The sequence below is a fragment of the Micrococcus sp. HOU01 genome (assembly GCF_035609305.1).
GTDB lineage: Bacteria > Actinomycetota > Actinomycetes > Actinomycetales > Micrococcaceae > Micrococcus > Micrococcus luteus.
The window spans coordinates 745,203-768,011 of the sequence record NZ_CP141211.1 but is presented as its reverse complement, the minus strand read 5'-3'; the positions used below and the strand labels follow the sequence as shown (position 1 = coordinate 768,011).

At 74.4% G+C, this 22,809-nt stretch carries 21 protein-coding genes; 10 read left to right on the top strand and 11 right to left on the bottom strand.

All coding sequences use genetic code 11. From position 1 onward, the window contains the following. Positions 1–9 precede the first annotated feature (9 nt). Positions 10–483, top strand: a complete 474-nt coding sequence (locus SOY78_RS03560; protein ID WP_036316705.1) for an Lrp/AsnC family transcriptional regulator — start codon at positions 10–12, stop codon at positions 481–483. Positions 484–504: 21 nt separating this feature from the next. Here SOY78_RS03560 and SOY78_RS03555 read toward each other — a convergent pair whose 3' ends face one another. Next, entirely contained in the window at positions 505–1,803 is a 1,299-nt protein-coding gene (locus SOY78_RS03555) for an MFS transporter (RefSeq protein ID WP_182488348.1), read from the bottom strand. Between the two features lie 65 nt (positions 1,804–1,868). On the opposite strand from SOY78_RS03555, the gene SOY78_RS03550 reads away from it, so the two are divergent. Together SOY78_RS03550 and SOY78_RS03545 are read left to right on the top strand one after the other, a co-directional pair. Next, positions 1,869–3,359 (top strand): NCS2 family permease, encoded by a 1,491-nt coding sequence (locus tag SOY78_RS03550; protein ID WP_144918891.1) that lies wholly within the window; start codon positions 1,869–1,871, stop codon positions 3,357–3,359. Positions 3,360–3,461: 102 nt separating this feature from the next. Beyond that, positions 3,462–5,708 carry a S9 family peptidase gene (locus SOY78_RS03545; RefSeq protein ID WP_182488347.1) on the top strand — a complete coding sequence of 749 codons (2,247 nt, stop codon included), beginning with the start codon at positions 3,462–3,464 and terminating at the stop codon, positions 5,706–5,708. Positions 5,709–5,720: 12 nt separating this feature from the next. Here the strand turns inward: SOY78_RS03545 and SOY78_RS03540 are convergent, their stop codons facing one another. After that, positions 5,721–7,604 carry a glycoside hydrolase family 15 protein gene (locus SOY78_RS03540; protein ID WP_010080321.1) on the bottom strand — a complete coding sequence of 628 codons (1,884 nt, stop codon included), beginning with the start codon at positions 7,602–7,604 and terminating at the stop codon, positions 5,721–5,723. Between the two features lie 162 nt (positions 7,605–7,766). On the opposite strand from SOY78_RS03540, the gene SOY78_RS03535 reads away from it, so the two are divergent. From SOY78_RS03535 to SOY78_RS03515, 5 genes are all read left to right on the top strand, one after another. Beyond that, positions 7,767–9,167 carry a glucose-6-phosphate dehydrogenase gene (locus SOY78_RS03535; protein ID WP_010080320.1) on the top strand — a complete coding sequence of 467 codons (1,401 nt, stop codon included), beginning with the start codon at positions 7,767–7,769 and terminating at the stop codon, positions 9,165–9,167. Between the two features lie 190 nt (positions 9,168–9,357). Continuing rightward, positions 9,358–10,329 (top strand): 1,4-dihydroxy-2-naphthoyl-CoA synthase, encoded by a 972-nt coding sequence (locus SOY78_RS03530; protein ID WP_182488346.1) that lies wholly within the window; start codon positions 9,358–9,360, stop codon positions 10,327–10,329. Between the two features lie 31 nt (positions 10,330–10,360). After that, positions 10,361–11,926 carry an aspartate:alanine exchanger family transporter gene (locus SOY78_RS03525; RefSeq protein WP_324701805.1) on the top strand — a complete coding sequence of 522 codons (1,566 nt, stop codon included), beginning with the start codon at positions 10,361–10,363 and terminating at the stop codon, positions 11,924–11,926. 66 nt (positions 11,927–11,992) lie between these two features. Next, positions 11,993–13,174 (top strand): AMP-binding protein, encoded by a 1,182-nt coding sequence (locus SOY78_RS03520; RefSeq protein WP_141843930.1) that lies wholly within the window; start codon positions 11,993–11,995, stop codon positions 13,172–13,174. Positions 13,175–13,301: 127 nt separating this feature from the next. Beyond that, positions 13,302–14,174 (top strand): 1,4-dihydroxy-2-naphthoate polyprenyltransferase, encoded by an 873-nt coding sequence (locus SOY78_RS03515; RefSeq protein WP_141843928.1) that lies wholly within the window; start codon positions 13,302–13,304, stop codon positions 14,172–14,174. A gap of 54 nt (positions 14,175–14,228) precedes the next feature. Here SOY78_RS03515 and SOY78_RS03510 read toward each other — a convergent pair whose 3' ends face one another. Beyond that, the gene (locus SOY78_RS03510; protein ID WP_010080315.1) at positions 14,229–14,504 is read right to left on the bottom strand and encodes a DUF4229 domain-containing protein; all 276 of its coding nucleotides are present in this window, start codon (positions 14,502–14,504) and stop codon (positions 14,229–14,231) included. Between the two features lie 66 nt (positions 14,505–14,570). On the opposite strand from SOY78_RS03510, the gene SOY78_RS03505 reads away from it, so the two are divergent. Next, entirely contained in the window at positions 14,571–14,975 is a 405-nt protein-coding gene (locus SOY78_RS03505; RefSeq protein WP_200969344.1) for a PLDc N-terminal domain-containing protein, read from the top strand. 15 nt (positions 14,976–14,990) lie between these two features. On the opposite strand, the gene ccsB is transcribed toward SOY78_RS03505, so the two are convergent. The 5 genes from ccsB to SOY78_RS03480 form a co-directional block, all read right to left on the bottom strand. After that, complete coding sequence (gene ccsB, locus SOY78_RS03500) at positions 14,991–16,088, bottom strand: c-type cytochrome biogenesis protein CcsB (protein ID WP_324701804.1); 1,098 nt, start codon at positions 16,086–16,088, stop codon at positions 14,991–14,993. A gap of 2 nt (positions 16,089–16,090) precedes the next feature. Then, positions 16,091–17,788: a cytochrome c biogenesis protein ResB gene (resB, locus tag SOY78_RS03495; RefSeq protein ID WP_200969345.1), complete on the bottom strand. Its 1,698-nt coding sequence runs from the start codon at positions 17,786–17,788 to the stop codon at positions 16,091–16,093. Continuing rightward, positions 17,785–18,540 carry a cytochrome c biogenesis CcdA family protein gene (locus SOY78_RS03490; RefSeq protein WP_200970041.1) on the bottom strand — a complete coding sequence of 252 codons (756 nt, stop codon included), beginning with the start codon at positions 18,538–18,540 and terminating at the stop codon, positions 17,785–17,787. Before SOY78_RS03490 ends, resB begins: the two co-directional genes overlap by 4 nt. A gap of 16 nt (positions 18,541–18,556) precedes the next feature. Beyond that, the gene (locus SOY78_RS03485) at positions 18,557–19,174 is read right to left on the bottom strand and encodes a TlpA family protein disulfide reductase (RefSeq protein WP_324701803.1); all 618 of its coding nucleotides are present in this window, start codon (positions 19,172–19,174) and stop codon (positions 18,557–18,559) included. Positions 19,175–19,302: 128 nt separating this feature from the next. Next, positions 19,303–19,977, bottom strand: a complete 675-nt coding sequence (locus SOY78_RS03480; RefSeq protein ID WP_225348643.1) for a histidine phosphatase family protein — start codon at positions 19,975–19,977, stop codon at positions 19,303–19,305. A gap of 125 nt (positions 19,978–20,102) precedes the next feature. On the opposite strand from SOY78_RS03480, the gene SOY78_RS03475 reads away from it, so the two are divergent. Beyond that, positions 20,103–20,843 (top strand): hypothetical protein, encoded by a 741-nt coding sequence (locus SOY78_RS03475; RefSeq protein ID WP_049147929.1) that lies wholly within the window; start codon positions 20,103–20,105, stop codon positions 20,841–20,843. Between the two features lie 6 nt (positions 20,844–20,849). Here SOY78_RS03475 and SOY78_RS03470 read toward each other — a convergent pair whose 3' ends face one another. The 3 genes from SOY78_RS03470 to SOY78_RS03460 form a co-directional block, all read right to left on the bottom strand. Next, a complete protein-coding gene (locus tag SOY78_RS03470) occupies positions 20,850–21,119 on the bottom strand; it encodes a glutaredoxin family protein (protein ID WP_049147928.1) in 270 nt (89 codons plus the stop codon). A gap of 96 nt (positions 21,120–21,215) precedes the next feature. Further along, a complete protein-coding gene (locus tag SOY78_RS03465) occupies positions 21,216–21,314 on the bottom strand; it encodes a 30S ribosomal protein bS22 (RefSeq protein WP_005504750.1) in 99 nt (32 codons plus the stop codon). A 163-nt stretch (positions 21,315–21,477) separates the two neighbouring features. Continuing rightward, positions 21,478–22,731 carry an acetoin utilization protein AcuC gene (locus SOY78_RS03460; RefSeq protein WP_049147927.1) on the bottom strand — a complete coding sequence of 418 codons (1,254 nt, stop codon included), beginning with the start codon at positions 22,729–22,731 and terminating at the stop codon, positions 21,478–21,480. Between the last annotated feature and the right edge of the window lie 78 nt (positions 22,732–22,809).

Sequence of the window (22,809 nt, the reverse complement as noted above, 5' to 3'; positions counted from 1 at the left end):
GGAGGAGCCATGGCCGCCGAGCCGCTGGACCGCGTGGACCGCGCGATCGTCCGCGAACTGACGCAGGACGGGCGGATGTCCGTCGCGGCCCTGGCCGAGCGCGTGCACATCTCCCGCGCGCACTGCTACTCGCGCCTGAACCGCCTGCAGGACGCAGGCGTGATCACAGGCTTCACCGTGCGGGTCGACCCCGTCAAGGTCGGCTTCGGGGCCTCCGCCCACGTGACCATGAAGCTGCGTCAGCACGACTGGCGAGAGCTGCGCGCCACGCTCCTGGCCATCCCCGAGGTCTCCCACGTCTCCCTCGTGGGCGGGAACATGGACGTGATCCTGCTGGTCCGCGCGCGGGACACCGCCGACCTGCGCCGCGTGATCTTCGACGAACTGCAGACCCTGCCGAGCGTCGTCGACACGCAGACGTACATGGTCTTCGACGACCAGGCCTCCGGGCAGACCATCCCCCCGGACGAGACCGCCGACTGAGCCGACGGTCCGGCGCCCCGGTCAGCGCGAGCGCACGACGACGGGCGGCGGGTCCGCCACAGCCCCCGGCCCGCGCGGCAGCACCGCGGCGAACACGACCGCTCCGACACCGCAGACGACCGCGAGGGAGCCGACGCCGACGGCCAGCCCGGCCGCGGCGGTCGCCCCGGAGAGCAGCAGCGGCCCGGCGAGCATCCCCGCGTCGGACATCGAGCGCCACAGACCGAGGAACGGGGCGCGCGCGTTCGGCGGCGAGTGGTCCGCCCCGAGGGTCATCACGATCCCCGCGCCGAAGCCGTTGCCGATGCCCAGCAGCACCGCCGCCGCCGCGAACGCCGTCGGCTCCCGGGTGAGGCTGATCGCCAGGAACCCCGCCCCCAGCAGGGTCAGGCACGGCACCGCCACAGCGCGCCGGCCGAAGCGGTCCATGAGCCGACCCGAGGGGTAGAAGAGCAGCAGGTCCGCCGCGCCGGCCAGGCCGAAGACGAGCGACGCCGTCGCCGCGTCCAGGCCCAGGTGCGTGGCCCACAGCGGGATGACGGCGTTGCGCGCCGCGCGGGCGGCGGAGACGGCCACGACACCGAAGCCGGCCGTGAGCAACGCCCCGCGCCGGGCGCGCGCCACGTCCAGCAGCCGGGGTCGACCGGCCGGGCCGGGCTCCTCCCCCGCCGCCGGATCGGACGCCGGCACCGGCTGATCCCGGATCCGCAGGCACAGCAGGGCGCCGACGGCCATGGCCGCGGCGGCCGCGGCGAACGCGCCGTCCAGCCCGAGCGGGGCCTGCGCGGCGGCCCCCAGGAACGGGCCCAGGAACGTCCCGATCCGCACGGTCCCGCCGAGCGTGGACATCGCGCGGGCCCGGTGCGTGGCCGGCACCGCCACCGCCAGGTACGCCTGGCGGGCCAGGTTGAACCCGGCCCCGGCCATGCCCACGGCGAGCACCGCGGCCAGGAACAGCGCCAACCGCCCCGGTTCGGCCACCCCCGCCGCCGACGGCCCGGAGGACACCCCGGCCGTCGTCGCCCAGGCCAGACCCGCGCCGACCGTGCCGAGCCCGGCGGAGACGACCATGGTGACCCGCTCCCCCGCCCGGGCCGCGAGCGCCGAGGCCGGCCCGTTGGCCACGAGCGAGCCGAGCCCCACCAGCAGCACGACGGCAGCCGCCCGCGCCGCGTCCAGGCCGAGGGCCAGCGCCGCCACCGCGAGCGCGGGCGTCATGGCGCCCAGGCCGACGGCGTAGACGGTGGAGGGGGCGTAGATCTGCACGGCGTCGCGCAGCGCCTCCCGGGTGCGGGCGGCGGAGGCGGAGCGGGGACGCATGCCCGCGAGCGTAGCGGGACGGCACGCGCGCGATCGTCGTGGGACCGGGTCACTACGCTGGTGCCATGGCCTCCCGCACCGCCTCTCCACCGCCCTCGCCCGCCCCGTCGCCCGCCGCTGCCCGCGGCGCCCTGGACCGGTATTTCCGCATCACCGAGCGCGGCTCGTCGGTGGGCCAGGAGTTCCGCGGCGGCCTCGCCACGTTCCTGGCGATGAGCTACATCGTGGTGCTGAACCCGCTGATCCTGTCCGGGCCCGACTCGGCCGGGAACACCCTGGGCATCCCCGCCGTGGCCGCCGTGACTGCGCTCGTGGCGGGCGTCATGACCATCGTCATGGGCGTGTGGGCGCGGCACCCGTTCGCGGTGGCCGCGGGCCTGGGCGTCTCCGCGTTCGTCTCCATCACCATCGCCACGACGCCGGGACTCACCTGGCCCCAGCTGATGGGCCTCGTCACCCTCGCCGGTCTCGTGATGCTGCTGCTCGTGGTGACCGGCTTCCGCCGTGCCGTGTTCGACGCGGTCCCGGAGGCGCTGAAGTCCGGCATCGTGGTGGGCATCGGCCTGTTCATCGCGCTGATCGGCCTGGTCAACGCCGGGTTCGTGCGGCGGCTGCCGGACGCCGCCGACACCACGGTCCCGGTGGGCCTGGGCACGGGCGGCGAGCTCGAGGGCTGGCCCGTGCTGGTCTTCGTCGTCGGGCTGCTGCTGACCGCGGTCCTCGTGATCCGCAAGGTGCGCGGCGCCATCCTGATCGGCATCGTCGTGGCGACGATCCTCGCCAACGTGCTGGAGGCCGTGTTCCACATCGGCCCCTCCGTGGACGCCGACGGGAACGCCGTGCCCACCGGCTGGTCCCTGATCGCCCCCTCCCTGCCCGAGTGGACCGCCCCGGACCTGCACCTGCTCGGCAGCGTGGACCTGTTCGGCGCCTTCACCTCCGTGGGCGGGCTGATGGCCTCCCTGCTCGTGTTCGCGATCCTGCTCTCCGTGTTCTTCGACGCGATGGGCGTCTCCGTGGGCCTGGCCCGCGAGGCCGGCACCGTGAACCCGGACGGCTCCATCCCCGACCTGAACCGGGTGCTCGCCGCGGACGCGCTCGCGGTCACCGTGGGCGGCGGCGCCTCCGGCTCGGCGCACCAGATCTTCGTGGAGTCCGGCACCGGCATCGGCGAGGGCGCCCGGACCGGCCTGGCCTCCGTGTTCACCGGCCTGTTCTTCCTCGCGGCCGTGTTCCTCTCCCCGCTCATCCACCTCGTGCCGTTCGAGGCCGTGGCCCCCGCGCTCGTGGTGGTCGGGTTCATGATGTGCCAGCACGTGGTGCAGATCGACTGGTCCGACCCGGGCGCGGCCTTCCCCGCGTTCCTCACGTTCATCCTCATGCCGTTCACCTACTCGATCGTCAACGGCATCGGCGCCGGCGTGGTGGCCTACGCGGTGATCCGCACGGGCCAGGGCCGCGGCCGCGAGGTGCACCCGCTGCTGTGGTTCGTGGCGCTCGCGTTCGTCGCGTACTTCGGGCTCGGCGTGGTCCGGGCGGCGCTCGGCCTGAACTGACCCGCCACCCCCGACGGCGGTGCACCGGACCGGTGCGCCGCCGTCGTCGTGTGCGGCGCGGGGTGTCGGCCCCGCCCCGCGCGGCGTGATGGGATGGGCCGCATGCCCCAGACCACTTCGCACGCCCCCGTCCCGCCGTCCGCCTCCGCCGAGCCCGTGACCCGCCGCCACCACGGCCACACGTTCCAGGACGACTTCGAGTGGCTGCGCGGCAAGGCGGAGCCCCGCGTGCTCGAGCACCTGGCCGCCGAGAACGCGTACACCGAGGCCGTGACCGCGGACCAGGCGCCGCTGCGCGAGGCGATCGTCGGCGAGATCAAGGCCCGCACGGTGGAGACGGACCGCTCCGTGCCCGCCCGCCGGGACGGGTGGTGGTACTTCGTGCGCACCCGCGAGGGCGCCGAGTACCCGATCCACTGCCGCGTACCCGCACGCGACACCGGCGACCTCGAGGCCGACTGGACCCCGCCCGTCATCACCCCGGACGCCGCCCTGCCGGGCGAGCAGGTGATCCTGGACGGCAACGCCGAGGCCGAGGGCCACCCGTTCTTCGCGCTCGGCGGCCTGCACATCAGCCCGGACGCCACCCGGGTGGCCTACGCCGTGGACCACACCGGCGACGAGCGCTTCACCCTGCGCGTGCGCGAGATCGCCACGGGCGAGGACCTGCCGGACGCGGTCGAGAACGTGGCCCACGGCGTCCGCTTCGACCGCTCGGGCACCCGCGTGTTCTACACCGTGTGGGACGACTCGTGGCGGCCGTACCAGGTCAAGGCCCACGTGCTCGGCACCGACCCGGCCGAGGACGTGATCCTGCACGAGGAGGCCGACCCGGGCATGTGGACCGGCTTCGAGGGCGTGGCCGACCGCACCCAGCTGCTGATCGGCGTCGGCAACTCGGAGGTCTCCGAGACCCTCGTGGTCGACCTGCCGGAGGACCCCGCCGCACCCCTGCCCGCCCCGCGCGTGCTGATCCCCCGCGCGTGGCGGATGCTCGCCGACGTCGAGCCCGTCACCGACGCCGACGGCGTCCGCCGGCTGCTCGTGGTCCACGACCGCGCCCTGGACGACGACGGCGCCCCCGTCGCCGCGCCCAACGGGATGCTCTCGGTGGTCGCCGAGGCGGACGTCGCCGACCGCGGCGCCTGGCGCACGGTCGTCCCGCACCGCGAGGACGTGAAGGTCGACGGTGTCATGGTCACCCTGACCCACGCCGCCCTGGCCGTGCGCCGGGAGACGACCCCGCGCGTCGTCGTCACCGAACTGGACGCCGTGCTGGCCGGGCAGGCCGCGCACTGGCGCGAGCCCGCGTTCGACGAGGAGCTCTACGCGTGCCATCTGTCCGCGACGGCGGCCGAGTCCCCGTTCCTGCGGCTGGCCTACACGTCCTGGATCACGCCCGCGCGCGTGCTGGACGTCTCGGCGGCGACAGGCGAGGTGCACCTGCGCCGCGAGACGGAGGTGCCCGGCTACGACCCGGCCGACTACGTGGCCGAGCGCGTGTGGGCGCCGGCCTCCGAGCCGTCGTCGGTGACCGGGGAGGACGTGCGGATCCCCGTCACCGTGATCCGGCACCGCGACGTGAAGCCGGACGGGACGGCCCCGTGCGTGGTGTACGGCTACGGCTCCTACGAGATGTCCATGGACCCCGTGCTGGGTGTGGCCCGGCTGTCCCTGCTGGACCGGGGCGTGGTGTTCGCGGTCGCGCACGTGCGCGGCGGCGGCGAACTGGGCCGGCGCTGGTACGAGGACGGCAAGAAGCTGGCCAAGCGGCACTCCTTCACGGACTTCGTGGACGCCACCCGGCACCTCGTGGACCTCGGCTGGGCGGACCCGGCGCGCGTGGCCTGCATGGGCGGCTCGGCCGGCGGCCTGCTCATGGGCGCGGTGCTGAACCTCGCGCCGGAGCTGTACCGGGCGTGCCTGGCGGTGGTGCCGTTCGTGGACGCGCTCACCACCATCCTCGACCCGGAGCTGCCGCTGTCCGCGCTCGAGTGGGAGGAGTGGGGCAACCCGATCGAGGACGCGGCCGTGTACGCGGCCATGCGCGCCTACACCCCGTACGAGAACGTGCGGGCGGTGGACTACCCGGCGATCGCGGCCGTGACGAGCCTGAACGACACCCGCGTGCACTACGTCGAGCCGGCCAAGTGGGTGGCCCAGCTGCGGCGGACGGTGACGAGCGACCAGGCCACGCCCCTGGCCGAGGGCGGCGCCCCGATCCTGCTGCGCACCGAGATGGACGGCGGCCACGGCGGCGCGTCCGGCCGGTACCAGGGCTGGGAGGACACCGCGTGGGAGTACGCGTTCCTGCTCACGGCGCTGGGGGCCGTCGAGCGGCTGGACTGACGGGGCGGACGGTCAAGCCTCGGCCGCGCCGCGGGCGTCCTCCAGGGCGTCCACGGCGCGGATCAGGCCCAGGTGGGAGAACGCCTGCGGGAAGTTGCCCGCCATCCGGTCCAGCTCGTCGTCGTACTCCTCGGCCATGAGCAGCAGGTCGTTGGCACAGTCGTCCAGGCGGGCCATGAGGCGCTCCGCGTCCTCGACGCGGCCGGATCGGGCGTACTGCTCCACGAGCCAGAAGGCGCACATGATGAACGGCGCCTCCTCGCCCGGCAGCCCGTCCATGCCGGTGGCGCGGTACCGCATCACCAGGCCGGTCTGGGTGACGAGGTCCTCCTCCACGCGGGCCACCGTGGCGAGCATGTGCGGATCGTCGTGGGGCACGAAGCCGGTGTGGGGGATCTGCAGCAGGGAGGCGTCCGTCTCCGTGGAGCCGTAGGTCTGCCGGAAGGCGCCGTCCTCGTCCACGCCCTCGGTGAGGATCTCCTCCCGCAGCTCCTCCCGCGCCCGCTCCCAGGCCTCGAGCTCGTCGTCGCGGGCCGGCAGCCCGTGGTCCCGGGCGGCGTGCAGGGCCTGGTCCAGGGCGGCCCACATCATCACGCGGCCGTGCGTGAAGAACGCGGGCTCGCCCCGCATCTCCCACAGGCCGTGCTCCTTCGTGTCCCGGTGCGCCAGCAGGCGCTCCACGAGCCGCTTCTGCAGCGTCCAGGACCACGGGTCCTCCCCCACGCCCGCGTCCCGCAGCTTCCCGAGGGCGAGCATCACCGTGCCGATCACGTCCGCCTGCCACTGGTCCGCGGCCCCGTTGCCCACGTGCACGGGGCGCGAGCCCTCGTAGCCGGGCAGGTGCTCGAGGTCCCGCTCGGGCATGCGGCGCCCGCCGGAGAGCGTGTACATGATCTGCACGTCCTGCGGGTCGCCGGCGATCGCGCGCAGCAGCCAGTCCCGCCAGGCCTTGGCGTCCTCCGTGTGGTTGTGGGCCATGAGCGCCTCGAGGGTGAGGGCGGTGTCCCGCAGCCACACGTAGCGGTAGTCCCAGTTGCGCACGCCCCCGATGTCCTCCGGCAGGCTCGCGGTGGGGGCGGCCACGATGCCGCCCGTGTCCCGGTGGGTCAGGCCCTTGAGCACCAGCAGGGAGCGGGCCACCCGGTCGGCGCGCGGGCCGGTGGCCTCCAGCTCGCCCAGCCACTCCACCCAGCCGGCCACGGTGGCCTCGAGGGCCCGCTCCGCGTTCGGGGCGGCCGGCGCCATGAACCACGAGGGGTACCAGGCGAGCGTCCATGCGGCGGACCCGCCCTCCTCCAGCGGGGTGCTGCCGCGGTGGCTCAGCCCGTCCGGGCTCAGGTCCGGCCCGTGCACGGCCAGGGCGTCGCCGCCGGCGACCACCGCGAGGAAGGACTCCCCCGCCGGGTCGGTCTGCCGGGACACCCACGGGGTCACCTCGCCGTAGTCCAGCCGGACGTGGAGCCGCTGCTCCACGCTCACGCGGCCGGCGGTGCAGCGCACGAGCCGCACCAGGTCCGCCCGGGCCTGTTCGCCCTCGCCCGTCGAGGCGAGCGCGCCGCCGTCGTCGTCCACCGCCACGCCGGAGCCGCGATGGCTGGTCAGCGGCATGAACTCGAGGACCTCCGCCTCCCCCTCGGGGCCGCGCCAGCGCGTGCGCAGCACGAGCGTGCCGGGCAGGTAGGCGCGCTCCACGACCTCGCCGTCGGCGATCCGCAGGCTCCACTGCCCGTGCTCCGGCTCGCCCAGCAGGGAGGTGAATACGGACGGGGCGTCGAACCGGGGCAGGCACAGCCACGTCACGTCCCCCTCGCGGGTGACGAGCGCCCCCGAGTGCTGGTTGGACAGGTACGCGTGGTCCTCGATGAGCGGCGGGCGGCGGGGGGTCGTCGTGGTCATGCCCTCCAGTCCATCATCCGCGACGCGCGGCGGGCCAGGGCTGAGGCCGCGCCCGGCCCGGCGGGCATGGACGGGCACGCATGGACGGGCACGCATGGACTGGATCGGCGGGCCGACGGGAGACTGGCCGGGACCGCCCGCCGCCGACGCCGAAGGACACCCATGACCTCCCCCGCCGACCGCGACGATGTCGCCCTGATCATCCTGGGCGCCACCGGTGACCTCACCTCGCGCCTGCTGCTGCCCGGCCTGGCCGGTGCGCTGGCCGCCCACGACCTGCCGCGGGTGACGCTCGTGGGCTCCTCCCACAGCGAGCACAGCACGGACGAGTGGCGCTCGATCGTGCGCGAGGGCCTCGCGGGCGCCGCCCTGGACGAGGACGAGGTCGAGGACCTCGTCGCGCGCGCCGCGTGGCACACCGCCGACGCCACGGACGCCGACGACCTGCGCGCCCTGTTCGAGACGGCCCGCGAGGCCGCCGGCCCGGACGCCGCGCCCGTGCTGTACTTCGCCCTCGGCCCCGGCATCACGCGGGAGGCCGTGGGCGCGCTCGCCGGCTTGGAAGACCTGCCGGACGGGCTGCGCCTGGCCCTGGAGAAGCCGTTCGGCGAGGACGAGGAGAGCGCCCGCGAGCTCAACGCGGTGCTGGCCGACGTCGTCGAGGAGGACCGCGTGTTCCGCGTGGACCACTTCCTGGGCGAGTCCATGGTCACCGCGCTGCTCGGGCTGCGCACCGCGAACCGGCTGCTGGGGCGCGTGTGGGGCGGGCGTGACGTGGAGCGGGTCGACGTGGTGGTGGACGAGACGATCGCGCTCGAGGGGCGCGCCGAGTTCTACGACGGCACCGGCGCGCTAAAGGACATGGTCCAGTCGCACCTGCTGCAGGTGCTGGCCATGGCGGCGCTCGAGCCGCCGGAGCGGCTGCGTCCGCAGGAACTGCACGACGCCGTCGTCGAGGTCCTGCGCGCCACCCGGGTGTGGCAGGACGACCCCGTGGCCGCCTCCCGCCGCGCCCGCTACACCGCCGGCGAGGTGGACGGCGAGCGGATCCCCGCCTACGCGGAGGAGGAGGGCGTGGACCCCGGGCTGCGGACCGAGACGCTGGCCGAGGTCACCCTCGCCGTGGACACCGAGCGGTGGCGCGGCGTGCCGTTCCGGCTGCGCTCCGGCAAGGCGCTGGGCCGGAAGCGGTGGGAGGTGGCGCTGACCCTGCGGGCGCCCGAGGACGTGCCGGAGGGCCTCTCGCCCGCGGAGGGCCGGGACCGGATCGTGGTGGGCCTGGACCCGCGCGAGGTGCGGATCGAGCTCGCCGTGGACGGGGCCGACACCCCGTTCGACGCCGAGCGGCGCACCCTCGCCGCCGACCTGGGCGAGGAGCAGGTGGACGCCTACGGGGAGGTGCTGCGCGGCATCCTCACCGGGCAGACGCTGCTGAGCGTGCGCGGCGACGCCGCCGAGGAGTGCTGGCGGATCCTGGCGCCGGTGCTCGCCGCGTGGGAGGCCGAGGAGGTGCCGCTGGACGAGTACCCGGCCGGGTCGGCGGGGCCGGCGGGCTGGGGGTGAGGGGCGGGGCCGAGAGGCGCCGTGGCACCGATATGACCCTTCTCAGCGCTCTTCAGTCCCTGAGAAGGGCCGTTCCGGTGCCGAGGATGCTGCGCGGCTGAGCTCCCGTTCCTCGAACGAGAGCGCCGCTGGGGGCTCCCGTTTCCCGAACGAAGGCGCGGGGTGGCGGGCCGCCGGTACTGTTCTGGGCATGAGCGAGCAGCACCGCCTGGACCGTGACCGCCTCCCCGAGCAGGTCTCCGACATCTTCGACCCCGTGCGCTGGCGCGTGGTCGAGGGCTTCGACTTCGAGGACCTGACCTACCACCGCCAGGTGGAGCGCGACGACGACGGCCGCTGGGTGCGCGACCTGCCCACGGTTCGCATCGCCTTCGACCGCCCCGAGGTCCGCAACGCGTTCCGGCCCGGCACCGTGGACGAGCTCTACCGCGCCCTCGACCACGCCCGCATGACCCCGGACGTGGGCACGGTGCTGCTCACCGGCAACGGCCCCTCCCCCAAGGACGGCGGCCACGCGTTCTGCTCCGGCGGGGACCAGCGCATCCGCGGCCGCGACGGCTACCGCTACGCCGAGGGGGAGACGGCCGAGACCATCGACCCGGCCCGCGCCGGACGCCTCCACATCCTCGAGGTCCAGCGCCTGATGCGCACCTCCCCCAAGGCGATCATCGCCGTCGTGAACGGCTGGGCGGCCGGCGGCGGCCACTCGCTCCACGTGGTCGCGGACCTGACCCTGGCCTCCCGCGAGCACGGGAAGTTCAAGCAGACGGACGCCACCGTGGGCTCCTTCGACGCCGGCTACGGCTCGGCCCTGCTCGCCCGGCAGGTGGGCCAGAAGCGCGCCCGCGAGATCTTCTTCACCGCCCGCGAGTACTCGGCCGAGGAGATGGTGGCCATGGGCGCGGTGAACGAGGCCGTGGACCACGAGCGCCTCGAGGAGGTCGCCCTCGAGTACGCCGCGGACATCAACCGTCAGTCCCCGCAGGCCCTGCGCATGCTCAAGTTCGCGTTCAACCTGGCCGACGACGGCATGGCAGGCCAGCAGGTGTTCGCCGGCGAGGCCACCCGCATGGCGTACATGACGGACGAGGCCGTGGAGGGCCGGGACGCGTTCCTGCAGAAGCGCGACCCGGACTGGTCCGCCTTCCCGTACCACTTCTGACCGACCACCACGGCAGGACGGAGACCCGCCCATGCTCGCACTGCTCAACGACCAGCCCATCCTCGTCCTCATGGCCACGGTCGCCCTGGGCGCCGCCGTCGGCACCATCCCCCTGGGCAAGATCAGCCTCGGCGCCTCGGGAGCACTGTTCGTGGGCCTGCTCGTCGGGGCGGTGCTGCCCGACGTCGGCGACCGGCTGGCCCTGTTCCAGAGCTTCGGCCTGGCCCTGTTCGCCTACCTGATCGGGCTCGGCGCCGGCAAGGTGTTCTTCCGGGACCTGCGCCGCAACCTGCCCCTGATGCTGGCCGCCGTCGTCGTGGTGATCCTCACCGCCTTCACGGTGCACCCCCTGGCCGCGCTGCTCAACCTGGACCTGCCGACGGCGATCGGCGTGTGGACGGGTTCGCTCACCGCGACGCCGGCGATGGCGCTGGCGAACCAGCTCACCGGCGGGCAGGCCCCGGCCGTGGGCTATGGGCTGTCCTACCTGGTGGGCGTGGTCGGCACCATCATCGCGATCACCGTGCTCGCCGCCCGCCCGTGGAGCAGTTCCCCGCGCGATCCGGCGCCGGTGACCGACGGCAAGCTGCGCTTCACCGCTGCGGTCGCCACCTCCGCGCTCGCCGTGCGGGAGATCCCCGGGATCTCCGAGGGGCTGGTGCGCGTGGTGGCGCTGCGCCGCGGCGGCGTGGCCCGGATCGCCGGCTCCGCCGACCGGATCGAACCCGGGGACGAGGTCGTCCTGGACGGCACGGAGAAGAACATCGACGCGGCCGTGCAGGCCTTCGGCCGCCGCACCGACGCCGACCCGGCGCAGGTGATGAACCCGCTGCAGACCTCCATGGTCATCGTCACGGCCCGCGCCCTGGCCGATCGCCGCCTGGGCACGCTGTCCCTGCGCGAGCGCTTCGGCACCGACGTCGCCCGGCTGCGGCGCGACGACGTCGAGTCGCTGCCCACCCCCCAGACCGAGCTCAAGGTCGGCGATCGGGTGCTCATCGTGACCACCGCGCCGCGGATGGAGGCGGTGCGCGACTTCTTCGGCAACTCGACGCGCGGGCTCTCGGACCTGGACTGGATCTCCCTGGGCACGGGCATGGCGCTGGGCTACCTGCTGGGCATGGTGACGATCCCGCTTCCGGGCGGGGCCTCCTTCTCCCTCGGCCCGGCGGCCGGGTGCATCCTCGTCGGCCTCGCCCTCGGTGCGATCGGCCGAACGGGACCCACGGTGTGGGAGCCGTCCACGGAGATCGCGCTGACGCTGCGGCAGTTCGGCCTCATGCTCTTCCTGGGCGTGGTGGGCCTGGCCGCCGGCCCGGCGTTCATCGAGACGGTGTTCACCCGGGTCGGCGGGCTGGCCATCCTGATGTCCGCCGTGCTCACCGCGCTGACCGCGGCCCTGCTCATCGCCGCGGCACGGCTGCTGGGGCAGTCCGTGGATCGCACCTTCGGGGCGTTGGCGGGCATCACGGGCCAGCCGGCGATCCTGGACTACGCGCTCTCCCGGTCCACCGACGCCCGCGTGACCGAGGGGTACGCCCAGCTGTTCGCACTGATCATGGTGGTCAAGATCGCCACCGTGCCGTTCCTGCTCTGACCGGCCGGGCGGATCCGATCCGCGGGGCGGATCCGTCCGACCGCCGGGCCTCCTACACTCGGGGCCATGCCCGCCACCGCCGACGCCCTCGCTCGCGCCACGGACGCCCTCGCCGCGGCCTTCGACGGCGGCGCCCCCGTCGAGCTGACCGCCGACGGCGCCGCGCTCCCCCGGCCCGAGGCCCGCGACCCGCGCCGCTGCGGGGACCCGGACGCCGTCGCCGTGGTGCGCACCTCCGGGTCCACGGGCACGCCGAAGCAGATCGTCCTGACCGGCGCGGCCCTGCGCGCCTCGGCCGCGGCCACGGCCCGGCGGCTCGGCGGTGAGGGGGCGTGGCTGCTGGCCCTCGGCGTGCACTACGTGGCCGGGCTCGCCGTGCTCTCCCGCTCGATCGCGGCCGGGACCGCGCCCGTGGCCCTGCCACCGGGCCCGTTCACGCCCGCGGCGTTCGCCGCCGGGGCGGCCGCCCTGCCCGATGACGCCGGCCCCCGGCTCGTCTCGCTCGTCCCCACCCAGCTCGCCCGCCTCCTCGCGGCCGACGCCGACCCGGCCGGGCGGGCGGCCCTGCGCTCCTTCGACCGCGTGCTCGTGGGCGGCGCCCGGCTCGATCCCGCGCTGCGGGCCGCGGCCGAGGCGGCGGGGGTGCGTCTCACCGCCACCTACGGCATGGCCGAGACGTGCGGCGGCTGCGTCTACGACGGCGTGCCGCTGCCCGGCGTCGCCGTCGTGGTGGCCCCGGAGGACCCCGGCGCCCCGCCGCGCGTGCGCCTGGCCGGGCCCATGGTGGCGGCCGGCTACCTCGACGACCCCGCCCGCACCGCCGCACACTTCGTCACCGCCGCGGACGGCGCCCGCGCCTTCCTGACCGAGGACACGGGCGTGCTCTCCCCCACCGACGACGGCGGCGTGCGGCTGGCCGTGACCGGTCGCCTGGACGACGTGGTCATCACGGGCGGGGTGAAGGTGTCCGCGGCGGCGGTGACCGCGGTGCTCGAGGCGCACCCGGGCGTCGCGGCGGCCCACGTGGCCGGCGTGCCGGATTCCGAGTGGGGCGCCCGGCTGTGCGCCGCCGTCGTGCCCGCCCACCCGACCGCGGCCCCCGACGAGGCCGTCCTGCGCGCCCACGTGCGCGAGGCGCTGGGTGCGGCCGCGGTGCCCAAGACGTGGCTCCTCCTCGACGCCCTGCCGCTGCTCTCCACCGGCAAGACCGACCGGCAGGCCCTGGCCGCCCGGTTCACCGCCGGCTGAGCGCCGCCCCGCCCGCGTGGGAGAATGACCCGGGCCCGACCGACGTCGGGCCCCGGCCGCGCGCCGCCGTCGACCCGGCCCGCCGCGCGCCGCTGCCCACCCCGCTCCCCAGGAGGAACCCCCGCCCATGGCCGCCACGCTCTCCCAGTGGGTCGCCGCCGCGCGCCTGCGCACGCTGCCCATGGCGATCGCCCCCGTGATCGTCGGTTCGGCCGCCGCCGCGGAGCTCGGCTCCTTCCACCTCGGCGCGGCGCTGCTGGCCCTCGTGGTGTCGCTCGCGCTGCAGATCGGCGTGAACTACGCCAACGACTACTCGGACGGGATCCGCGGCACCGACGACGAGCGCGTCGGCCCCTTCCGGCTCACCGTCTCCGGGCTCGTGCCCGCGGTCCAGGTGAAGCAGGCGGCCTTCGCGTTCTTCGGCCTCGCCGGGCTGGCCGGCCTGGGGCTCATCCTGCTCTCGGGGCACTGGTGGTTCCTGCTGGTCGGCGTCGCCTGCGTGCTGGCCGCGTGGTTCTACACCGGCGGGAAGCGGCCGTACGGATACCTCGGCCTCGGTGAGGTGTTCGTGTTCGTGTTCTTCGGGCTGGTGGCCGTCCTCGGCACCACGTACACCCAGGCCGACGCCGTCAGCGGCCTGGCCTGGGCCGGCGCGATCGGCTGCGGGCTGATCTCCACGGCCCTGCTCATGGTCAACAACATCCGGGACATCCCCACGGACCGCGAGGTCGGGAAGATGACGCTGGCCGCCCGCCTGGGCGACGGACCCGCGCGGGCGTCCTACGGCGTCATGCTGGCCGTCGCCCTGCTGCTGCCGCTGTTCTGGGTGGCGGTGCACCCGGGACTGCTGCTCGTGCCGATCGGCGGCCTGCTCGCGATCCGGCCGATCCGCACGGTGCTGCGCGCCGACGACCGCCGGGCGCTGATCCCGGTGCTGCGCGCGACCGGCGTGATCGGGATCGTCTACGCGATCACGTTCACCCTCGGCGCGCTGCTCTGAGCCGCACGGGATGACGGCGGCGGCGGCGGCATCCGCCCCGTCGCCCTGCGGGGCTCACTCGCGGAACCGGCCCTCGGTGTAGGCGTCCTCGGCGTCCGCGTCGGCGGTCTCGGTGCGGCCCCGGCGGCCCGGGCGGCCCTCCCACGCGGCGGACAGGTCCTCGGTGGCCCCCGTGCGCAGGCGGCCGAGGAAGAGGTAGCTGACCGCGAACGTCAGGATCGTGGCCGCGATCACCCCGAAGATCATCCCGAGGTCCATCACGTAGTAGAACAGCGCCCACAGGGCGACGAAGACGACCACGCGGACCAGACCGTAGAAGAAGATGCGCACCGGTCCATCCTACGAGGACGGACGCCCCGCCCGCCGACCCCCCCAGCCCGCGCCTAGACTGGAGGGATGGGCCGCTTCATCATCCCCGCCGCGATCATCCTCGCGGGCCTGACCCTCTACGCGCTGTTCGAGGCGCTGCTGACCCCCGCCCGCGAGGTGCGCAGCCTCCCGAAGGCGGCGTGGGTGGCGGTCATCGTGCTCGTGCCGCTCGTGGGGCCGCTGCTGTGGCTGCTGCTCGGACGCGCCCGACCGGCCGGCGCGGGCGGGCGCACCGCTCCCCGGCCCACCGGGGCCCCGGACGACGACGAGGCGTTCCTGCGCAGCCTGCGCGTGCAGCGCCGCCAGGACGCCCGCGAGCAGGACCTGGACCGCCGCGAGGCCGAGCTGCGGGCCCGCGAGGAGGAGCTGCGCCGTCGTCGGGAGCAGGGCGACGACGACGCCGACCCGGACGGCGACGGCCCGCGCGCCTGAGGGGCCCCGCCGGACTCAGCCGGGCAGACCCGCGTACGAGTGCAGGCCCGGGAAATACGTGTTGACGATCGTGTAGTTGAACACGATGCACAGGAAGCCCACGATGCTCAGCCACGCGGCGCGGGCACCGGTCCAGCCGCGGGTGGCGCGGGCGTGCAGGTACGCCGCGTACACCACCCAGATCACGAAGGTCCAGACCTCCTTGGTGTCCCAGTTCCAGTAGCGGCCCCACGCGGCCTCGGCCCAGATCGCACCGGCGATCAGCGTGAAGGTCCACATGACGAAGCCGACGGCGTTGAGGCGGTAGGACCAGTTCTCCAGCCCCTGCGCGGCCGGCACGAGGCGCAGGAACGCCCACGAGCGCTCGCCCGCCGCAGCGCGCTTCTCCGCGCGGTCCTGCAGCAGCTGCAGCACGGACATCGCGGCGGTCAGCGCGAACAGCGAGCTGGCCAGCACGGCGATGGACACGTGGATGACGAGCCACGGCGTCTGCAGCGGCGGCTGGAGGTGGCCCACCGGCGTCGGGAAGCCCATGGTGGCCGCGCACATCATCGCCACGACGATGCCGGTGACGAACGTGCCCACGAAGCGCAGATCCTTGCGCAAGAGGAACAGCAGGTAGACGGTCGTGATCACGAGCGCGCCCGTGGTCATGAACTCGTACAGGTTGCCCCACGGCACCCGGGAGGCGGCGAGGCCGCGGGCGACGACGGCGAACGCGTGCAGCGCCCAGCCGACGGCCAGCACGGCCACGGCCACGTTGGCGACCGGGCGGCGGCCGCCGCCCGTGTAGTCCATGTCCTCGTCCACGAGGTTGTCGTCCGCGTCGACGCCGGGCTCGGCGGCGGCCGGCCGGGCCGTGTCGGAGTCGCTCGCGCCGACCGCCGTGGACCCGCCGACGGCGGCCCCCACGGTCTCGCGGTCCGGAGCGGTGCGCACCTGCCCGCGCTGGGCCGCGAGGTCGGCCTCGAGGCGGCGGATGGTGGCCGAGGCGGTGGCCATGTCGATGGTGAACAGGATGAACGCCGCCGCGTACACGAGCGCGGCGATGAGCATGAAGAGGTCGCTGTACAGCGCCAGCTGCTCGTTCACGGGGGCCGTGGGGTTGAACACTGTCAGTCTCCTGATCGGGCGTCGGCGGGGCCGGCGGGGGTCTCGGGGGTGGTGGGGGTGGACTGGGGGGCGGCACCGGCCGCGGCGTCGTCGGCCGTCTCGGTGGCGGCGACGATGGGCCACCACTTCTCCATGGCGGCGCGCAGGGCCACGTGCTCCTCGTGGAGGCCGAACTCCTCGCCGCGGGCGAGCAGCGCGTACTCCACGCGGGTGCGGCCGTCGTCGTCGGTGCGGGCGCGCACCCACACGCGGCGGCGGCGGACGAACAGACTGATCGCCAGGCCGAGCAGGGCGGTGCCGGCGAACACGCCGACGCCCCACTTGCCCGGGTCGTAGTGGATGTCCAGGCCGACGTAGCGGCGGACGCCGTCGAAGCTGATGGAGCCCTTGCCCTCGGGCAGCTCGTACGTCTGGCCCGGGCTGAGCACGATGCCGCCGTTCTCGTTGGTGCGGCTGTTGAGCTCGGTGAGGGATGCGGTGTCCAGCACGTACACGTTCTGCGGGCGGCCGGTGTCCAGGCCGAGGTCCCCGTAGTACGAGTTCAGCTGCAGCTCCGGGTTGAGCAGCTCGGGGTCCGCGGAGAACGCGGCGCCTTCCTCGTCCTCCACCGCCGAGGGCAGGAAGAAGCCGACGAAGCCCAGCTGGTCCGGCCGCGCGTCGGGGACCTTGATGGTGGCCTGCGAGCCGTAGTTATTGTCGAACACGCGGGTGACCACGGGGCCCTGGAAGGCCACGTCCCCGGCGCCGTCGCGGATGGTCACCACGGGCGCGTAGCCGTTGCCCACGAGGTAGACGCGCACGCCGTCGATGTCCAGCGGCTGGTTGACCTTGAGGATCTGGCGCTGGAGCTCGCCGCCGGAGCCCTCTCGGACGTCCATGACGGCGGTGTAGTCCAGCGGCTGGCCGTAGTGGGTCTCGGACTCGCGGTCGAACACGGCGTCGAAGGAGTCGAGGGTGAGGGAGAACGGCTGGAGGTCGTCCGCGCTGAAGTAGGTGCCGGGGGTGAAGGAGTCGTAGGCCACGAGGTTGTTGGCGAAGCCCTCGCCCTCCACGATGATCTTCTGCCCGCCGTACTTGGTCATGCCGCCGTAGGCCATGAACACGAGTACGCCGATCAGCGAGACGTGGAACAGGATGTTGCCGATCTCGCGCAGGTATCCGCGCTCGGCGCCCACGGACGCGCCGCCGGCCTCGGGGCGGTGCTCCACGCGGTAGCGGCGCTTGCGCAGCCACGCCTGGGCTCTGGCCACGGCCTCCTCGGGGCTCGGGCCGCCCTCCTCGAGGACGACGACGCCGGAGGCCGGCAGGCGCGTCAGGTTGCGGGGGGTGCGGGCCGGGGGCTGGCGCAGGGCCTTGGCGTGCTGGATGGCGCGCGGCCACACGCAGCCCACGAGGGAGACGAACAGCAGCAGGTAGATGGCCGAGAACCAGACGGAGTTGTAGACGTCGAAGAACTGCAGGGCGTCCAGGACGGGGCCCCACACGGGGTTGTCCTCGATCCACTGGTCCACGATCTCGGGGCCGGCACGGCGCTGGGGCACGAGGGAGCCGGGCACGGCGGCGACGGCGAGCAGGAGCAGCAGCATGAGCGCGGTGCTCATGCTGGTCAGCTGGGTCCAGATCCAGCGCAGGGTGCCCGCCAGGCCGAGGCGCGGCAGGGTGACGGGCTCGGAGCGCGTCCGGGCGGCCTTGGAGCTCACAGGGGCATCTCCCATTCGTTGGCGAACCACAGCTGCAGCTGCGTGGTCCAGGCGGTCCAGACGCCGGTGACCATGAGCAGGCCCAGCGCGATCAGCAGGGCGCCGCCGAGGCGCATGATCAGCACGCGGTGCCGGCGGAAGAACCCGAGGGCCCGCATGCCGCGCTCCATGCCGAGGGCCATGAGCACGAACGGCAGGCCCAGGCCGAGGCAGTAGAGGAAGGCGAGCAGGGCGCCGCGGCCCACGGAGCCGGAGCTGGCCGTGGACATGGCCAGGACGGCGGCCATGGTGGGGCCGATGCACGGCGCCCAGCCCAGGCCGAAGGTCATGCCCAGCAGGGGCGCGCCGACCAGGCCGGCGGCGGGCTTGAAGTGGACGCGGCGCTCCTGCTGAAGCCGGCCGCCGCCGCCGAGGAACACGAGGCCCATGAGCATCACGAGCACGCCGAGCACGGGGGTGACCCAGGCGCCGTCGCGCCGCAGCCAGACCATGGCCTGGGTGAACACCACGGTGATGCCCACGAACACCACGGCGAACCCGAGCACGAACAGCACGGAGCCGAGCACGAGGCGCCCGCGGCGGCGGCTGGTGAGCACGTCCCCGCCGAGGCCGGTGACGTACCCGAGGTAGCCGGGCACGAGCGGCAGCACGCACGGGGAGAGGAAGGAGATGAGCCCGGCGAGCAGGGCGATCGGGGCCGCGAGCAGCAGTGAGCCGTCGAGGGCGATATCGGCGAAGGGGTTGCTCTGCATGGACACGGCGGCCGGGTCAGGCCGCGGCCTCGTCCACCACGGTGGTGAGCAGGGCGCGCAGGGTGGACTCCTCCACGGCGCCGAGCACGCGGGCGGCCACGCGGCCCTCGACGTCCAGGACGAGGGTGGAGGGCACGGCCTGCGGGGGCACGTAGTCGGTCATGTTCAGGAGCACGTCCCCGCGGGCGTCCTCGATGGACGGGTAGGGGATCTCGAAGGTGCGCTCGAAGGCCTGCGCGGTGGTGACGGTGTCCCGGACGTTCACGCCGAGGAACCGCACCCCCTGCGGGGCGAACTGCTCGTGCAGGGAGACGAGGTGGGGGGCCTCGACGCGGCACGGCGCGCAGGCGGCGTACCAGAAGTTCAGCAGGGCGGGGGTGCCGCGCAGGCTCGCGCCGGTCACGGGGGTGCCGTCGAAGAGCTCGGCGGCGAACTCCACGGGGGCGCCGCGCTCGGCGGGGGCGATCTCCAGGACGGAGCCGTCGCCGGCGATGTAGTTCTTGCCGTCCGCGTTGCCCGCCTGCCGCGCGAGCGAGTCGTCACCGCCCGAGCAGGCCGCGAGGACGGGCGCGAGGCCGATCAGCGAGAGGCCGGTCAGCAGGGTGCGGCGGGACGGACGGGGCGGGGTGTGCATGGCGTGACTGCCCTCCAGGGGATGCGCGGCGCTGGATTCCGGGGACCTTGGAAGTCTACTGTCCGCCCCGCATTCTGACTGAACCCTGGACGTCACACCCGCGGCCCGTGGGAGGGGCGGGGTCCGGCTCAGGCCCCGGGCAGGGAGGAGGCGTCCTTGAGCAGGGCCTGGTTGGGCTCGTGGTACTCGACGCGCGGCAGCGCGCGGCCCTCCTCGAACACGAGGGAGGTCACGGAGGTCAGGGAGCACTCGCGGCGGCGCGGGTCGTGCCACAGGGGCCGGCCCTCGACGGCCAGGCGCGTCACCCAGATGGGCAGCTGGTGAGAGACGAGCACCGCCTCGGCGCCGGGTCCGCCGGCGGCCTCGGCCTCGTCCCGCACCCGGTCGACGACGGCGAGCATGCGGGCCGCCTGCTGGCGGTAGGGCTCGCCCCAGGAGGGGCGCAGCGGGTTGCGCAGCTTGGGCCACAGGCGCGGATTCCGCTTGAGCGAGGCGGCGACCTGGGACATGCCCTCGAAGTCGTTCTCGGCCTCGATGAGGTCCGGCTCGGTGGCCAGCGGGCGCCCGAGGGCGGCGGCGATCGGCTCGGCGGTCTGCTGGGCGCGGGTCAGCGGGGAGGCCGCGACGACGTCGGGCCGGCGGCCCGTCTGCTCCGCGCGCTCGAGGAACCACGCGGCGACGCCGTCGGCCATCTGCCGGCCGAGCTCCGAGAGCCCGAACTCCGGCAGGCGGCCGTAGAGGACACGATCGGGGTTGTGGACTTCTCCGTGGCGGACCAGGTGGACGGTGGCGAGCGTCTGCATGGGGCCAGTCTGGCAGAGGCGGACCGGTGGCGCCGGCGGTAGCGTGGGGCACAGCTCGGCGCGACCGCGCCGCCACCCCCGTCCGCACCGAGACGCCGCGAGCGTCGGCGTCGCTAGGAGGCCCCATGTCCGGCACCTCGCCCACCGATCCCCACGGCAGCCAGAACCCGTACGGCACCGACCCCTACGGCGCCGCCCCGCAGGGGCCGACCCCGGGCTCCTCCGACCCGGCGGGCGCGAGCCCGTACGGCCAGGACCCCTACGGCGCACCGCCGGCGGCTCCGTACGGCGCCCCGGGCCAGGCGGGGATGCCCCAGGCCCCCTCTCCCCACGGCCCCGCCGGCTGGCAGTCTCCCGGCCCGGTCGAGCTGCCCCCGCGGCCGCGCTCCCTGACGGCCGCGTTCTGGCTGATCGTCTCGGGCGGCCTCCTGCTGCTGGCGACAACCCTGCTGGCGGCCTTCGCCATCACCCAGCCGGAGGGCCAGGCCGCGATCCAGCAGGAGCTGGACCGGTCCGTCGAACAGATGGATCTGCCCGCCGACCAGGCGGAGCAGATGCGCACCATGATGGACGGGATGCTCCCGGCCCTCGCCACGACGGCGGCCGTGTTCGGCGTGCTCGCGTTCCTCGTCTACCTGTGGGTGGCGTTCGCGATCCGCGGCGGCTCGCGCGCCGCGCGCATCGTCGGAACGGTGCTGGCGACCCTGTCCGTGCTGGTGCTGGTCTCCAACGCGGTGATGGGGGCGTTCAGCCCACTGGACCTGGTGTGGGTGGGCCTCGGCGTCGCCGGCATCGTGCTCGCCTACCGCCCGGACGCCACGGAGTACATGCGGCTGAAGGCCTGGCAGCGCTTCGCGCGCCGCTGAGCCCGCTCAGGCCCGCGGGGCGTCCAGGAGCCGAGCCAGACGGGCCGGGTCCACGCGCCAGAAGTCGCGCTGGACGCCGTCGACGAACAGCACGGGCACCTCGTCCGCGAACCGCTCGAGCAGGGCCGGGTGCGCGGCGCCGTCGACGGCCTCCCAGGCCTCGCCCCGCGCGTCGCACACCTGCGCCACCGTGGCCTCGGCCTCGACGCACAGGTGACAGCCGGGCTTCACGAGCAGCTGGACGCGGGCGGTGGCGGCGGGCAGGTCGGCGGTCATGGCCCCCACTCTACGGATCGCCGTCCACGACGAAGCCGCCGTCCCCTCGGAAGGGGACGGCGGCTTCGTCTCGTCAGCGCCCGGAGGGCGCGGGCGTCACTTCTTGTTGCGACGCTGGTGACGGGTCTTGCGAAGCAGCTTGCGGTGCTTCTTCTTCGACATGCGCTTGCGGCGCTTCTTGATCACAGATCCCATGGGGACTCCTTGAATCGGGGCGAGGGTCGGCGGTCGTGGGACCGCAGGCATCCGGGGCGCCGGACACGCCGACCCGCATTCCACCGGATGTGGAACGCCTGGAAACGTTCTCGGCCACAATACCGGCCGCACGGGCCGCGGTCGAACCGGGACGCGGGCCGGCTCAGTCGAACCAGGGGTCCAGCCCGTGCAGCGGGAACACCTCGCGGCGCGTGGCCATGATCGACTGGTCCACCGGGTCGGCCGGGTCATAACCCACCTCCCACGAGCGCCACCACACGTCCGCGTCCTCGCCCATCACGGTGGGGATCCGCTCGGCGTCGTCCCCCACGTGCACGGACATGTCCCCGGTCAGCTCGTCCGCGGTGAGGGCCCGGACGTGCTCGATCCAGGCGGCGGGGATCTCCCTCTTCACCGGGATCGGGGTCTGCAGGACGGCGGCGGTCAGGTGGGTCCACGCGCGCGGCACCACCCGCAGCGGGTTGTAGCCGCCGCCTCCGGTGGCCAACCACCGGCCGTGCGCGAACCGGTCGGCCCAGTCGCCGACGTCGAACGCGAGCTGGCGCTGGCCGTCCACGGTCAGCCGCAGGTCGGCGAGCGGGTCCGTGAGGTGGCCGTCGCAGCCGTGCTGGCTGACCAGCACGTCCGGGGCGAACGCCTGCAGCAGCGGCGGGACCACGGCGTGGGCGGCGCGCAGGAAGCCGGCGTCGCCGGTGCGCGGGGGCAGCGCGACGTTCACCGCCGTGCCCTGGGCGGCCGAGCCGCCGATCTCATTGGCGAAGCCCGTGCCCGGGAACAGGCTGATGCCCGTCTCGTGCAGGGAGATGGTGAGCACGCGGGGGTCGTCGTAGAAGATCGACTGCGTGCCGTCGCCGTGGTGCGCGTCCACGTCGACGTAGGCCACGCGCTCCGCGCCGAGGTCCAGCAGGCGCTGGATGGCCACGGCGCAGTCGTTGTAGATGCAGAACCCGGACGCCGAGGACCGGGCGGCGTGGTGCATGCCACCGGCGAAGTTCACGGCGCGGTCCACCTCGCCGGACCAGATCGCCTCCGCGGCGACGAGGGAGCCGCCCGCGATCCGGGCGGCGGACTCGTGCAGGTCCGGGAACACGGGACAGTCCTCGGTGCCCAGGCCGAAGCGGCCGTCCTCGGCCGACGACGTCGCCGCGGCCCGGCGCACGGCGGCGACATACTCGGGGTCGTGGACGAGGGCGAGCTGCTCGTCCGTGGCCACGGGCGGCTCCATGATCCGCACGTGGGGGGCGTCCAGCAGGCCGAACGCCTCCACGAGCCGGTGCGTGAGGTCCAGCCGCAGGGGCGCCATCGGGTGCTCCGCGCTGAACCGGTAGCGGAGCAGGCTGGAGTCCCACACCACAGCGGCGGGGGTGGGAGCGGGAGGGGTGGACGTGGTGCTCATCACGGTCCAGCCTAGGGCTCCGGGCGACACGGTGGCGACGATCGCCTCGGATGTCCTGCCCGCGTGACGCGCGGGCCA

Coding starts and splice junctions, on each gene's coding strand:
- SOY78_RS03560 (WP_036316705.1), top strand. CDS start 10: ATGGCCGCCGAGCCGCTGGACCGCGTGGACCGCGCGATCGTCCGCGAA.
- SOY78_RS03555 (WP_182488348.1), bottom strand. CDS start 1,803: ATGCGTCCCCGCTCCGCCTCCGCCGCCCGCACCCGGGAGGCGCTGCGC.
- SOY78_RS03550 (WP_144918891.1), top strand. CDS start 1,869: ATGGCCTCCCGCACCGCCTCTCCACCGCCCTCGCCCGCCCCGTCGCCC.
- SOY78_RS03545 (WP_182488347.1), top strand. CDS start 3,462: ATGCCCCAGACCACTTCGCACGCCCCCGTCCCGCCGTCCGCCTCCGCC.
- SOY78_RS03540 (WP_010080321.1), bottom strand. CDS start 7,604: ATGACCACGACGACCCCCCGCCGCCCGCCGCTCATCGAGGACCACGCG.
- SOY78_RS03535 (WP_010080320.1), top strand. CDS start 7,767: ATGACCTCCCCCGCCGACCGCGACGATGTCGCCCTGATCATCCTGGGC.
- SOY78_RS03530 (WP_182488346.1), top strand. CDS start 9,358: ATGAGCGAGCAGCACCGCCTGGACCGTGACCGCCTCCCCGAGCAGGTC.
- SOY78_RS03525 (WP_324701805.1), top strand. CDS start 10,361: ATGCTCGCACTGCTCAACGACCAGCCCATCCTCGTCCTCATGGCCACG.
- SOY78_RS03520 (WP_141843930.1), top strand. CDS start 11,993: ATGCCCGCCACCGCCGACGCCCTCGCTCGCGCCACGGACGCCCTCGCC.
- SOY78_RS03515 (WP_141843928.1), top strand. CDS start 13,302: ATGGCCGCCACGCTCTCCCAGTGGGTCGCCGCCGCGCGCCTGCGCACG.
- SOY78_RS03505 (WP_200969344.1), top strand. CDS start 14,571: ATGGGCCGCTTCATCATCCCCGCCGCGATCATCCTCGCGGGCCTGACC.
- SOY78_RS03490 (WP_200970041.1), bottom strand. CDS start 18,540: ATGCAGAGCAACCCCTTCGCCGATATCGCCCTCGACGGCTCACTGCTG.
- SOY78_RS03485 (WP_324701803.1), bottom strand. CDS start 19,174: ATGCACACCCCGCCCCGTCCGTCCCGCCGCACCCTGCTGACCGGCCTC.
- SOY78_RS03480 (WP_225348643.1), bottom strand. CDS start 19,977: ATGCAGACGCTCGCCACCGTCCACCTGGTCCGCCACGGAGAAGTCCAC.
- SOY78_RS03475 (WP_049147929.1), top strand. CDS start 20,103: ATGTCCGGCACCTCGCCCACCGATCCCCACGGCAGCCAGAACCCGTAC.
- SOY78_RS03470 (WP_049147928.1), bottom strand. CDS start 21,119: ATGACCGCCGACCTGCCCGCCGCCACCGCCCGCGTCCAGCTGCTCGTG.
- SOY78_RS03465 (WP_005504750.1), bottom strand. CDS start 21,314: ATGGGATCTGTGATCAAGAAGCGCCGCAAGCGCATGTCGAAGAAGAAG.
- SOY78_RS03460 (WP_049147927.1), bottom strand. CDS start 22,731: ATGAGCACCACGTCCACCCCTCCCGCTCCCACCCCCGCCGCTGTGGTG.